Here is an 11,722-nt window from a genome sequence, read left to right on the forward strand (position 1 = left end):
GACGGTCATCAGACCAGGCGGCAGGGCACAATGACGTACAGGCAACGGAGCTCCACAGGCAGCAGACAGTCTTGGCGGACTACCTGCTTCAACGGAGCTCCGTTGCTCACGTTCCCGACTGGTGCCCGAGTCACGTCAACTGGCTTGCCACCAGCGCAAATCCGTTAACTACCCGGCCTTGGGGGAGGTCCCGGCCCGTCGGCACAGTGTGCGTGCGACGTAGCCGGGAGGTGTTTGACATGCGGCCCGAAACTAGCGCACTTCGCCCACTGCACGACGTGTTCTCACACGTCGATGACATCAAGCGCCCGGCCACACGGTTGAGCGTTGCCCGACCGAGGCGGAGGAGACGTCGTCGCCCTCGGGAACACGGCCCAAGATGCTACGGCGAGCCAGCGCCTCCGGAATTCTTTGGGGCGTGGTGCGTCACGGTCGGGGAACAGACACAGGCACCGCCGCACCACTGCGTGAATGCGTTCGCGGTCGCTCCGACCGGCCCTTGCCATGCCGCCCCGCTCGGAGGTCAGGGCTTGATGAGGACCTTCAGGGCCTCGCGGTCGTTCATCGACCGGTAGCCGTCGGCGATGTCTTCCAGGCCAAGGGTGCGGTCGAAGACGCGGCCGGGGCGGATGGAGCCGTCGAGGATGTGCGGCATGAGCTCCTCGATGTAGGCGCGGGCGGGCGCGACGCCGCCGGTGAGGGTGATGTTGCGCAGGAAGTCGCCGAAGCCGAAGGGGACTTCGGGGTACTGGGGTGCGCCGACCCGGCTGATCGTGCCGCCGTCGCGGACCACGCCGAAGCTCTGGACGAGGGCGTCCTTCAGCCCGACGCATTCGAGGACCTTGCGGGTGCCCTCGCCGCGGGTCAGTTCGCGTACCCGGGCGACGCCCTCCTCGCCGCGTTCGGCGACCACGTCGGTGGCGCCGAACTCGCGGCCCAGGTCGGTGCGCACGCGGTGGCGGCCCATGAGGACGATGCGTTCGGCGCCCAGTAGCTTCGCGCTGATGACGGCGGCCAGGCCCACGGCGCCGTCGCCGACCACGGTGACGCTGTCGCCGCGGGTGACGCGGGCGGTGCGGGCGGCGTGGTAGCCGGTGCACAGGATGTCGGACAGGGTCAGCAGGTCCGGCAGCAGATCGGAGTCCTCGCCGACGGGCAGCTTCACCAGTGTGCCGTCGGCCTGCGGGACACGGGCGGCCTGGCCCTGCCCGCCGTCGACGCCGTGCACGCCCCACTGGCCGCCGTGCACGCAGGAGGTGTGCAGGCCCTCACGGCAGTAGGCGCAGGTGTTGTCGCTGTAGACGAACGGGGCCATCACCACATCTCCGGACTTGAGGCCGGTGACGGCGGAGCCGGTCTCCTCGACGACGCCGAGGAACTCGTGGCCCATGTGGCGGGGGTTGTCGGTGGGCGGCAGCGACTTGTAGGGCCACAGGTCGCTGCCGCAGATGCACGACAGGAGGATCCGTACGACCGCGTCGGTGGGGTTCTGGATCTTCGGGTCGGCGACGTCCTCGACACGGACGTCGTCGGCCCCGTACAGCAGGGTGGCTCGCATCAGCGCAGCTCCTCAGGGGGTGTGGGCAGGGTTCGTTCTCAGCGGCAGCGGAAGGTGCCGTTGGGTCAGCGCGGTTCGAGGCGCAGGGTGGAGGTGCGGGCCCGGTCGGTCAGGACGTGTTCGACGATGCTGGTGTAGCGGCCGTACTTGGCGCGATAGGCGGCATCGACGTCCGCGTATGCGTCGGGGCCGGCCTCGTGGAAGGTGACGTCCTGGCGTACACCGCCGGCGTCGATGCGGCCTCGGTGGCGGGACTGGGTTCCGCGGTACCAGGGGCCTGCCGTGCCCTTGGCCGAACGGACGTAGAGATCGTTGCCGGCACGGACGACCCACATGGTCACCGCATCGCGCAGGGTGCCGTCCTCGCGTTCGGATGCCAGGTCGAGCTCTTGGGCGTCGGCGATCCGTTCCAGTTGGCTGTCTTTCCATCGGGTCATCGTTCGCTCCGTTCGTTCTTTGCGGCAGCCGACGTCATGAGGGGTGTTTTGCCGCGGATGGGTCTCAGGCTTCGGGGATGGCGCGGCCGTAGTCGGCGAGGGTGACCGCGTCGGGCTCGGGGCCGCCGCGCCGGGGGGTCTCCAGTGCGTCGAGGGCGGTGAGTTCGTCGGCGGAGAGGTCGAAGTCGAAGACGTCGAGGTTCTCGGCGATCCGCTTGCGCTTGGTGGACTTGGGGATGACCGAGCGGCCCTGCTGCAGTCCCCAGCGCAGCAGCACCTGGGCCGGGCTCTTGCCGTGGGCCTTGGCGATGGCGGTGACGGCCGGGTCCTTGAGGACGCTGGTGCGGTGCTCGCCGTAGCCGGGGTAGAAGGTGATGCCCCCGATCGGGGACCAGGCCTGGTTGAGGATGTGGTGCCGGTCGTCGAAGTCGAGGACGGCGCGCTGCTGGAAGTAGGGGTGGATCTCCAGCTGGTTGACCGCGGGCACCACGGAGGTCGCCTCCATGAGCGCGGTCAGGTGGTCGACCATGAAGTTGCTGACGCCGATGGCCCGGACTTTTCCGTCGGCCAGGAGTTTTTCCAGGGCCCGGTAGGCGGCGAGGGTCCGGTCGAAGTCCGAGGGCAGCGCCTGGTGCAGGATCAGCAGGTCGATCTGGTCGACGCCCAGCTTGGCGGCGCTCTTGTCGAAGCCGTGCAGGGTCTGGTCGTAGCCGTAGTCGCTGATCCAGATCTTCGTCTCGATGAAGATCTCCTCGCGGGGCAGCCCGAAGTCGCGGACGGCCTGGCCGACCTCGCGCTCGTTACCGTAGGCGGCGGCGGTGTCGATGTGCCGGTAGCCCAGCTCGAGCGCGGCGGTGACCGCGGCCCGGGTCTCCGGGGGCGGGGTCTGGAAGACACCCAGTCCGAGGGCGGGCATCTTCACGCCGTTGTTGAGAGTGAGGGTCTGCATCACAAGCGCCTTTCGTTGCGGGTGGCCCGTGAGGGCACGATGAGCATGGCGACGGCCAGGACGGCCAGGGTCAGCAGCACGGCGGAGCCGGTCAGGGCGCAGCCCGCGCGGCCGGCGATATCGGTGGGCGTGTGGCCGGTGGAGACGGTGGCGGCCACGGCAGTGAGAATGCTCAGGCTCAGCGCGCTGCCGAGCTGGTGGACGGTGTTGACCAGGCCCGACCCCGCGCCTGCGTCCGCGGGGGCGACACCGTCGACACCGCTGGAGGTCAGCGGGGCCAGCGCCAGCCCCTGGCCGGCGCTGATGAGCACCATCGGCAGTGCCACGCCCATCAGGTAGGACGTGTGCAGGTCGATGCGGCTGAGCCACGCCATGCCCGCCGTGGTCAGGCAGACCCCCGCAAGGAGGACCGGTGGCCGGCCGGCCCTCTCCAGCAGCTTCGGTACCTGGACGGCGAAGACGAAGTTGACCAGCGTCATCGGCAGGAAGGCGAGACCGGCTGCAGCGGTGTCCAGTGGTAGACGCTCTGCACGAACTGCGCGGTGAAGAAGAAAAAGCCCATCATCGCGCCCATGTAGAGCATCCGGGTGACGTAGGCGCCGCTGCGCTCCCGGCTGCCGAACAGCCGCAGCGGAACGATCGGCTGTGCGGCCCGCCGCTCCACCAGGACGAACAGCCCCAGCATCGCCGCACCGGCCAGCAGCGGGATCCGGGCGAGGGGCGCGGTCCAGCCGAAGTCGGCCGCATCGACGATGCCCAGGACAAGAGCGGTCGAGCCCAGCGTCGCCAGCAGCGCGCCGGCGAGGTCGAAGCGGCCCCGCCGGCGCTCGGTCTCGGGCAGGAACCGCACCGCCAGGACCATCATCACGATGCCGATCGGGACGTTGAGGAAGAACCCGGCCCGCCACGAGATCAGGTCGGCGACCAGCCCGCCGACGACCAAGCCGAAGGCGGCACCGAGACCGGCCACCGCGCTATAGGCGGCCATCGCCCCATTGCGGGCCCGGCCCTCGGCGAAACTGCGGGTGAGCAGGGACAGTGCCGAGGGGGCCAGGACCGCGGCCCCGACGCCCTGCAGCGCCCGGGCACCGATCAGCCACCACTGGCTCTGCGCGGCACCGACCAGGAGTGAGGTCGCCGAGAAGACGGCCAGGGAGAACAGAAAGACCCTGCGGTGGCCGAACAGGTCACCGGCCCGCGCTCCCAGAAGCAGCAGCCCACCGAAGACCAGGACGTAGGCGTTGGTGATCCACGAAAGACCGGTCTCGGAGAACCCCATGTCGGAGCGGATCTGCGGCAGGCCGGTGAAGACGATCGAGTTGTCGAGGATGACCATGAAATAGCTGCTGCAGATGATCGCCAGGATCAGCGTCATGTGCGCCGGGCCTCGCGCCCCGCCCGGGTTCTGCGCGGCGGTCGTGGGTATGCGCGGCGCAGCGGTGAGTGTCGCCGCACCGGACGTACCGGTCTCAGGCTCTGTGTTCACGGCCGCACCGACGCCTTCCCTACGGCGCGCGCGTTGACGGCCCGGTGGCCGTCGGCGACATCGCCAGGATCGGCAGTGCGGAAGCTACGGAAAGGGCGCAAGCCGCTGTCGAAGACGCCGGCCGTGGTGATGCGCTTGCGCTCCGGCGTGTCGGTGGGTTCCTTGGGCGCGGGGTCAACGCCGTTCCCGACGCGGACGCCGGCTTCGTACAGGGGTGCTGCGCGCACGGTGTTCCTTCGGATCGATTGCGGACCGTGTGGCTCTTTTGGCCTTCTCCAATGCAACGTCTCTCTCGCGTGCAGGTGGGAGTCACTGCCCTTCCGGGTACTGGCAGTACCTCGCAGCCGTCCGGGAGCCGACCTACGGTGAAGGAACCCCCATCCCATTCGTTGCGCACCGATCCAGAGGAGCAGCCCGTGCCCTGCACACCCATTCCGTCTCGGGCCGCAGGCGTGCCGCGCAGGCTCTGCCCCGGCGGCGGGCTCGCAGGACCGGCGGGGCTGTGACCATGGACGCTTCTGAGAAGAAGAACCTGGCCGCGGAGGTCCGCGAGTTCCTCAGCACACGGAGGGCCCGGATCACCCCGCATCAGGCCGGGCTACCGGTCTACGGTGGACAGCGTCGCGTCCCCGGGCTGCGCCGGGAGGAAGTCGCCCTGCTCGCGGGCATGAGCGTCGACTACTACGTCCGCCTCGAGCGCGGCAATCTCGGCGGCGCCTCCGACGCAGTGCTGGAGGCCCTGGCCCACGCCCTGCAACTCGACGAGGCCGAGCGCACCCACCTCTACGACCTGGCTCGCGCCTCCACCGTCTCGGGACGGCGCCCCACCGCGACCATGACCCAGGTACGGCCGACGATTGTGCGGCTTCTCGACTCGATGACGGGCGTGCCCGCCTACGTGCGCAACCGCCGCTTCGACGTCCTGGCGGCCAACGCGCTGGGGCGAGCCCTGTACGCGCCGGTCTTCGACTCGCCGCTGTTCGCCCAGCGCGGGCCCGTCAACACCGCCCGCTTTTTGTTCCTGGACCCCGCCGCGCAGGACTTCTGGGTCGACTGGGACAAGGGTGCCGACGACGCGGTCGCCTTCCTGCGCACCGAGGCAGGCAGAGCAGCCCACGACAAGGCACTGACCGACCTGATCGGCGAGCTCACCGCCAAGAGCGAGGAGTTCGCGCGCCGGTGGGCCCGCCACGACGTGAAGTTCCACCGCTCCGGCCTCAAGCGCCTGCGCCACCCCTTGGTCGGCGAACTCGCTCTGCCCTACGAGGCGATGGAACTGCCCGCCGATCCCGGCCTGCGCCTGAACTTCTACACCCCGGACCCGGACTCGCCGGAGCGACAGGCCCTGGGCCTGCTCGCCAGCTGGGCGGGCACCGGCTCGATCGTTCCTGCAGCAAACGACTGACGACACGACGAGGAGAAACACCCCGTGCACTATCGACCGCTGGGCCGCACCGGCGTCCAGGTCAGCCCTCTGTGCCTGGGCGCGATGATGTTCGGCCCCTGGGGCAACGACGACGCAGCCGACTCGGTGCGCATCATCCACCGGGCCCTCGACGCCGGCATCAACTTCGTCGATACCGCGGACGTCTACTCCGCGGGGGCCTCGGAGGAGATCGTCGGCCAGGCGCTGAAGGGTCGCCGCGACGACGTGTTCCTCGCGAGCAAGTTCTTCATGCCCATGCACCCAGACGACCCCAACCAGCGCGGCGGCTCACGACGCTGGATCATCCGCGAGGTCGAGAACTCCCTGCGCCGCCTGGACACCGACTACATGGACCTTTACCAGGTCCACCGCCCAAGCCCCGACACCGACGTCTGTGAGACCCTCGGCGCCCTCTCCGACCTCGTGCATCAGGGCAAGGTCCGCTACATCGGCTCCTCGTCCTACTCCGGCTCCCAGATCGTCGAAGCCCAGTGGGTCTCCCGCGAGCGCCACCTGGAGCGGTTCGTGACCGAGCAGCCGCCGTACTCGATCCTGGTCCGCGGCATCGAAGAAGACGTGCTGCCCACCGTGCGCCGCCACGGCATGGGCACCCTGACCTACAGCCCGCTCGCCGGCGGGTGGCTCTCGGGCCGCTACCGCCAGAACGCCTCCTCCGGCCCGGCCTCCACGGCACGCCCACAGGCCCGCTTCGACATGAGCACCCCGGCCAACCAGCGCAAGCTCGACGCCGTCGAACAGCTCGCCCTCCTCGCCCAGAAGGCGGACCTCTCCTTGATCGAGCTGGCCGTCGCCTTCGCGATCAACCACCCCGGCGTCACCTCGGCGATCATCGGGCCGCGCACCATGGAACAGCTCGAGGCATTCCTGCCCGCCGCCGACATCACGCTCTCCACCGACGTACTCGACCGTATCGACGAAATCGTCGCACCCGGCATCACGGTCAACCCCGCCGACAACAGCTACGGCGACTTCGAACTCCGAGCCGACCAGCGACGCCGCTGACACGACAGGAGCCGACCTCTTCGGCGCCCCGGACCCTCAACGCAGCCCGAGCTACGCCCTGTGCTGGGCGGCGACGCGCACCGGGGCGTTCTGGGCGCCGCAGCCCTGATATCCCGCATCGCGCTGGAGGAGTTCGGAGAAGACGCAGCCGACGGTACGGGTGTAGCAGTAACGGAAGACACCGCCCGCGTCGCGGTCGTAGAGAATGCCCAGCTCCGCACGTTCCATGATCGGTTGAGATACGACTTCTGAGCCCAGCGCCCACCGGCGGCACAACTGATGGTCACCTGCGCGGGCGCTGCCTTCGCTGGGCAGTCGGACGCTACGGTCGCAGCGGATCAGACCGCTGTGCGCGGGCGATCACTTCCAGCAGGCGGAGAACTGCTGCGTCGGCATCGGGACGGTATACGGCGAACACCGTGGTCTCCAGATAGGGAGATGACCCTCGCACCGGAACGAAGGCGATCCCGGGGACGCCGAAGTCCCGCACGCCTTCGGACAGGAGACTCACGCAGAGCCCGGAGGCGACGTAGCTGAGCATGCCACTGAGGTCGTCGGCCACGGCGCGCCTGCGGGGGGTGAACCCTGCTTCACGGCAGGCGAGTTGGACCTGTTCGGCCAGCGCGGGAAGAACCGTCACGCTCGGAAGAACGAAGTCCTGGTCACGCAGAGCCTCCAATCCGATGGCGTCGGCCTCGGCCAGCGGGTGACCCTGCGGCACAGCCGCGGTGAGGCGCTCGACGGCGAAAACGTCGCTGGCCAGATCGCCCGACAGGGGAGAGGTGTCGCGCAGGTACCCAAGGTCCAGCGTGCCGGAGCGCACCTTCTCGGCGATGGCGACCGGTGAGTCCTGGTGCAGGTGCACCCGCAGCCCGGGCAGCTCCTCGGCCACCGCCCGCAGCAGTCTGGGCCCGTAGCGGTGGCTAAGGATGGTCACGTAGCCGACATGGACGTCCCCTTCCAGGCCGCTCGCAACCCGTCGGACCCGCTCGATGGCCGCCTCCTGCGCGTCGAGGAGCCGCCGCGCGTCCAGGACGAAGGTCGCACCTGCCGCCGTCAGACGCACGCCTCCCGGGCCCCGCTCGAACAGTCGCACATCCAGACCGCGCTCCAGGCGCTGTATCGACTGGCTCAGGGGCGGCTGGCTCATGCCGAGACGCTCCGCTGCACGCCCGAAATGCTTCTCGTCGGCCACGACCAGAAACTGCTCCAGCAGGCGTTTGGTCAGGGAAATATCATTGAGCATATTGGCCATATCGCCATCATATATTAGACAGGATGGTGATGATTGGTGTCGACTGGTCCTGTAATCGCACCTCACCGAGCGGAAAGCCGGTGATCCGTACGAACGCCAAGGACCGGCAAGATTCACATGAGTGACACACCTGAAATGGCAACCTCTGTTCACATGGTCGAGGAAACGCCTGCCTACTGGCGGGTCCTGTTCGATAACCCGCCCCTCAACGTGGTCGACCAAACTGTCTTCGAGGGTCTGCAGGACCTGCTCGCGCGGATGGACGCCAATCCGGACCTCCGTGTCGTCGTCTTCGAGAGCGCGAACCTCGACTTCTACCTCGCCCACTCCGACATGTCCGGCAAGTCAAGGGGCTACACCAACAGCGCCGGTCCTTCCGGCATGAACATCCTCATGGACACCCTCGTCCGTCTCAGCAAGTCCCCCGTGGTGAGCATCGCGAAGATCCGCGGCCGCGCGCGCGGGGTGGGCAACGAATTCGTCCTCGCCTGCGACATGCGCTTCGCCTCCCGCGAGAACGTCGTCCTCGGTCAGCCCGAGGTCGGCGCGGGGGTCATCCCCGGTGCCGGTGGCACCGAGCGTCTTCCGATGCTGATCGGCCGGGGCCGCGCGCTGGAAATCATCCTCGGCTCGGACGACTTCGACGCCGACACCGCCGAACGCTACGGCTGGGTCAACCGGTCCCTTCCGGACAGCGAGCTGGACTACTTCGTCGACGCGCTCGCGCGGCGCCTCGCCTCCTTCGACCGGCGCCCGATCGAGGCGGCGAAGAACCTCGTCAACCAGGTCTCCCTGCCCTCCGTCGACCAGCTCCTCGAGGGCCGCAACACCTTCTACGGCACCCTCGCCTGGCCTGAGACCCAGCAGCGGGTCGCCGCCCTGTTCCAGCGCGGCATGCAGCAGGAAGGCGACCTGGAGAACCGCTTCGGCGCACACCTCGCCCATCTGCTCGACGACCACCCCGAGGCCGTGTAGTCAGCCGGCTCCCGGCTTTAAGCCCACAACCCGCCCGGCCCGTTCCAGACGGATTGCTGTGGCATCGCCCAGCAGCGGCTGACGTCCCTACGGTCACCGTGATCACGGGTTCGCCTTCGCCTTCGCCGCGTCGCCCAGCGCTTGTGCGGCGCGGCGCGGCGCGGCGATCCGGGGCAATCGCACACCGGAGCACGGTCAAGTACCACGCCGGGCCATGAACAAACCGACCTCCCTCAGCGGCTTGACAGCCAATGGAGCATCCCGGAAAGGCAACCAATGGCCTCCCCCCGCCATGCCAAGGCCTTGAGCCGTACCACCGTTTCTGCGTGGTGGATCCTTGCGACGTTGTGCTTCGCGGTCTTCCTGCTCTCCGCGGTGCAGACCCTCGTCGTGCCCGTGGTGAGCGACATCGGCCGTTCGCTCCACACCAGCGTGGGCGCGACGAGCTGGGTCATCACCGCGAACCTTCTCGCCGCGGCCGTCAGCACACCACTGCTCGGCCGACTCGGCGACCTGCGCGGTCGACGTCCCGTACTGCAGCGAGTACTTCCCCAGCTCCCGAGCGTGGTACCCCGAGCATGCGACGTGGCGCTTCACGGGGCAACCGGTCTGACAGACGGCGCCCAGGGGCCCGCCTGGCCGTTCGGCGCGAAGTGGTCTGGCCTTTTGCTCAGAAAATGGTCCGCACGTGTGGGCCGACGCGCGCATACGGTCGGGTTCCTACGCATCTGATGGGAACCATAATGATGAGCACTGACCACGCCGCACTCTTGGAGCCGCTGAGACTCCGCGAGATATCCGACGCAGCGATAGCGATGATCGACGAGCAAGGGACGGTCGTCGCGTGGACGCAAGCCGCTCAGCACCTTGTTGGGTATTGCGCTGAGGACGTGGTGGGCCGGTCCGCCGCACTCGTGCTGCCGTCCTCCGAGGAGCCGCTGGGGGTATCAGCGTTCGCCGAGCAGTGCCGTGCCCAAGGTGGCTGGTCCGGCACCGCGGCGGTCCGCCACCGCGACGGCCGCACGCTCAACCTGAGTCTGCGCCTCTCGCTGCTGTGGGGGCAGGACGCAAGCCACCGGTGGCTGGTATCGCTGACCGACATAGGCGCGCTCTCCTCGGGGATGATGAACGGATCGGTGCGGGAGTCGCTGCTTGCCCGCGCGCCGGTCGGCATCGCCATTCGTGACCCGCAGCTATGTTGTACCTGGGTGAACGACACGATGGAGCATGACGGCATTTCCCGTGATGGGAGGTTCGGACGCCGCCTGAAGGATTCACTGCCCGGCTTCGAGGCCGAGGCCCTTGAAGCGGTGATGCGGCAGGTGCTGGCGAGCGGCACTTCCGCGGTCCACGAGTACCGGGCATGGCCGCCGGAAGATCCGCGCAGGGAGCACGCATTCTCGGCCTCGTTCTTCTGCCTCCAGGACGCGGACGGCCAGGCACTGGGGGTGTGCTCCTTGACCGTAGATGTCACCAGCAACCATCGGGTGCGCGAGCGCCTTGCCGTCCTCAGCCAGGCCAGCACGCGCATCGGGAGCACCTTGGACGTCATGCAGACCGGACAGGAACTGGCCAGCCTCGCCGTGCCCCTGTTGGCCGACTACGTCACCGTCGACCTGGCAGAGTCGGTTCCATTCGGCAAAGAGCCCTCTGCCCGAATCGACACAATGTACGATCGCCCCCCTGTGTTCCGCCGTGCCGGTCAGGCCTCGATCCACCCAGGGGTCCCGGAGTCGGCGTTTGCGCGAGGGGAGACGGTTTCCGTCCCCCCGACCTCGCCGCTCGCCGGCGTTCTGCGCATGGGGAGGTCCCACCTGGAACCGGTGCTGGACGCCTCCCCTGGGACATGGGTCGACCACGACCCGGCGCGGGCGCAGAAGATCCGTGAGTACGGGGTGCACTCCCTGATGGTCGTGCCCATCCTTGCGCGGCGCTCCGTCCTGGGTATCGCGTTGTTCGCACGCACCGAGGACCCCGTTCCGTTTCACGAGGATGACCTGCTGCTCGCCGAGGAGCTGGTCACCCGGGCCGCGCTGTCCTTGGACAACGCCCGCCAATACACGCGCGAACACACCACGGCCCTCGCGCTGCAACGCAACCTGCTCCCCCAGCGTTTGATGGGCGGCGCGGCGGTCGAGGCGGTCTGGCGCTACCTGCCGGCCGACACGGAAGCCGGCGTCGGAGGCGACTGGTTCGATGTGATCCCGCTGTCCGGCGCCCGGGTGGCCCTCGTCGTCGGTGATGTCGTCGGACACGGCATCAACGCCGCCGCGACCATGGGCAGGCTCCGCACCGCCGTACGCACGCTCGCCGACCTGGAGATGCCCCCCGACGAACTGCTGGCCCATCTCGATGACACCTTCCAGCGACTGGCCGAGCAAGACGCCGACGCCGCGGACCAGACCCCCACGGTCGTAGGCGCCACCTGCCTGTACGCCGTCTACGACCCGATCACCCACCGGTGCACCATGGCACGGGCCGGGCACCCCCCGCCCGCCATCATCGGCCCACAGGGCCGGGTCACCTTCCCCGACCTGCCCACCGGAGCCCCACTCGGCCTCGGCCTCGGGCTGGTCCCCTTCGACGCCGTGGAAGTGGAACTGCCCGAAGGCA

The 11,722-nt window shown here is 68.7% G+C and carries 12 protein-coding genes and 1 pseudogene; 5 read left to right on the plus strand and 8 right to left on the minus strand.

Features of this window, described 5'->3' with window-relative positions; all coding sequences use genetic code 11:
• Positions 1–523 precede the first annotated feature (523 nt).
• The 5 genes and pseudogenes from ACWDA7_RS44770 to ACWDA7_RS44790 all read right to left on the minus strand — a co-directional run bounded on the left by ACWDA7_RS44770 (position 524) and on the right by ACWDA7_RS44790 (position 4,657).
• Positions 524–1,558: a zinc-dependent alcohol dehydrogenase family protein gene (locus ACWDA7_RS44770; RefSeq protein WP_450612900.1), complete on the minus strand. Its 1,035-nt coding sequence runs from the start codon at positions 1,556–1,558 to the stop codon at positions 524–526.
• A 65-nt stretch (positions 1,559–1,623) separates the two neighbouring features.
• Entirely contained in the window at positions 1,624–1,995 is a 372-nt protein-coding gene (locus tag ACWDA7_RS44775) for a DUF2255 family protein (protein ID WP_450612902.1), read from the minus strand.
• Positions 1,996–2,059: 64 nt separating this feature from the next.
• Positions 2,060–2,944 (minus strand): aldo/keto reductase, encoded by an 885-nt coding sequence (locus ACWDA7_RS44780; RefSeq protein ID WP_450612904.1) that lies wholly within the window; start codon positions 2,942–2,944, stop codon positions 2,060–2,062.
• Positions 2,944–4,319: pseudogene (locus ACWDA7_RS44785) on the minus strand (MFS transporter). The gene ACWDA7_RS44780 and the pseudogene ACWDA7_RS44785 overlap by 1 nt, the downstream one beginning before the upstream one ends.
• 107 nt (positions 4,320–4,426) lie before the next feature.
• Positions 4,427–4,657: a hypothetical protein gene (locus tag ACWDA7_RS44790; RefSeq protein WP_450612906.1), complete on the minus strand. Its 231-nt coding sequence runs from the start codon at positions 4,655–4,657 to the stop codon at positions 4,427–4,429.
• A 281-nt stretch (positions 4,658–4,938) separates the two neighbouring features.
• Here ACWDA7_RS44790 and ACWDA7_RS44795 point away from each other — a divergent pair, with 281 nt between their 5' ends.
• Entirely contained in the window at positions 4,939–5,835 is an 897-nt protein-coding gene (locus tag ACWDA7_RS44795) for a helix-turn-helix transcriptional regulator (RefSeq protein ID WP_450612908.1), read from the plus strand.
• A gap of 24 nt (positions 5,836–5,859) precedes the next feature.
• Entirely contained in the window at positions 5,860–6,879 is a 1,020-nt protein-coding gene (locus ACWDA7_RS44800; protein ID WP_450612910.1) for an aldo/keto reductase, read from the plus strand.
• A gap of 51 nt (positions 6,880–6,930) precedes the next feature.
• On the opposite strand, the gene ACWDA7_RS44805 is transcribed toward ACWDA7_RS44800, so the two are convergent.
• Together ACWDA7_RS44805 and ACWDA7_RS44810 are read right to left on the minus strand one after the other, a co-directional pair.
• Complete coding sequence (locus ACWDA7_RS44805) at positions 6,931–7,107, minus strand: hypothetical protein (RefSeq protein ID WP_450612920.1); 177 nt, start codon at positions 7,105–7,107, stop codon at positions 6,931–6,933.
• A 94-nt stretch (positions 7,108–7,201) separates the two neighbouring features.
• Positions 7,202–8,134: a LysR substrate-binding domain-containing protein gene (locus tag ACWDA7_RS44810; protein WP_450612912.1), complete on the minus strand. Its 933-nt coding sequence runs from the start codon at positions 8,132–8,134 to the stop codon at positions 7,202–7,204.
• A 135-nt stretch (positions 8,135–8,269) separates the two neighbouring features.
• Here ACWDA7_RS44810 and ACWDA7_RS44815 point away from each other — a divergent pair, with 135 nt between their 5' ends.
• Positions 8,270–9,109 (plus strand): enoyl-CoA hydratase/isomerase family protein, encoded by an 840-nt coding sequence (locus tag ACWDA7_RS44815; RefSeq protein WP_450612914.1) that lies wholly within the window; start codon positions 8,270–8,272, stop codon positions 9,107–9,109.
• Between the two features lie 233 nt (positions 9,110–9,342).
• On the opposite strand, the gene ACWDA7_RS44820 is transcribed toward ACWDA7_RS44815, so the two are convergent.
• The gene (locus ACWDA7_RS44820; RefSeq protein ID WP_450612922.1) at positions 9,343–9,564 is read right to left on the minus strand and encodes a hypothetical protein; all 222 of its coding nucleotides are present in this window, start codon (positions 9,562–9,564) and stop codon (positions 9,343–9,345) included.
• Here ACWDA7_RS44820 and ACWDA7_RS44825 point away from each other — a divergent pair.
• Positions 9,509–9,841: a hypothetical protein gene (locus ACWDA7_RS44825; RefSeq protein ID WP_450612918.1), complete on the plus strand. Its 333-nt coding sequence runs from the start codon at positions 9,509–9,511 to the stop codon at positions 9,839–9,841. The genes ACWDA7_RS44820 and ACWDA7_RS44825 overlap by 56 nt on opposite strands.
• 11 nt (positions 9,842–9,852) lie before the next feature.
• Positions 9,853–11,722 (plus strand): SpoIIE family protein phosphatase (locus ACWDA7_RS44830; RefSeq protein ID WP_450612916.1); only part of this gene is annotated, 1,870 nt, incomplete at its 3' end.

The organism is Streptomyces sp. NPDC001156, assembly GCF_053598275.1.

Excerpts from the sequence above, each read along its gene's own strand:
- ACWDA7_RS44770 (WP_450612900.1), bottom strand. The coding sequence starts at position 1,558 with ATGCGAGCCACCCTGCTGTACGGGGCCGACGACGTCCGTGTCGAGGAC.
- ACWDA7_RS44775 (WP_450612902.1), bottom strand. The coding sequence starts at position 1,995 with ATGACCCGATGGAAAGACAGCCAACTGGAACGGATCGCCGACGCCCAA.
- ACWDA7_RS44780 (WP_450612904.1), bottom strand. The coding sequence starts at position 2,944 with ATGCAGACCCTCACTCTCAACAACGGCGTGAAGATGCCCGCCCTCGGA.
- ACWDA7_RS44795 (WP_450612908.1), top strand. The coding sequence starts at position 4,939 with ATGGACGCTTCTGAGAAGAAGAACCTGGCCGCGGAGGTCCGCGAGTTC.
- ACWDA7_RS44805 (WP_450612920.1), bottom strand. The coding sequence starts at position 7,107 with ATGGAACGTGCGGAGCTGGGCATTCTCTACGACCGCGACGCGGGCGGT.
- ACWDA7_RS44810 (WP_450612912.1), bottom strand. The coding sequence starts at position 8,134 with ATGGCCAATATGCTCAATGATATTTCCCTGACCAAACGCCTGCTGGAG.
- ACWDA7_RS44815 (WP_450612914.1), top strand. The coding sequence starts at position 8,270 with ATGGCAACCTCTGTTCACATGGTCGAGGAAACGCCTGCCTACTGGCGG.
- ACWDA7_RS44820 (WP_450612922.1), bottom strand. The coding sequence starts at position 9,564 with ATGACCCAGCTCGTCGCGCCCACGCTGGTGTGGAGCGAACGGCCGATG.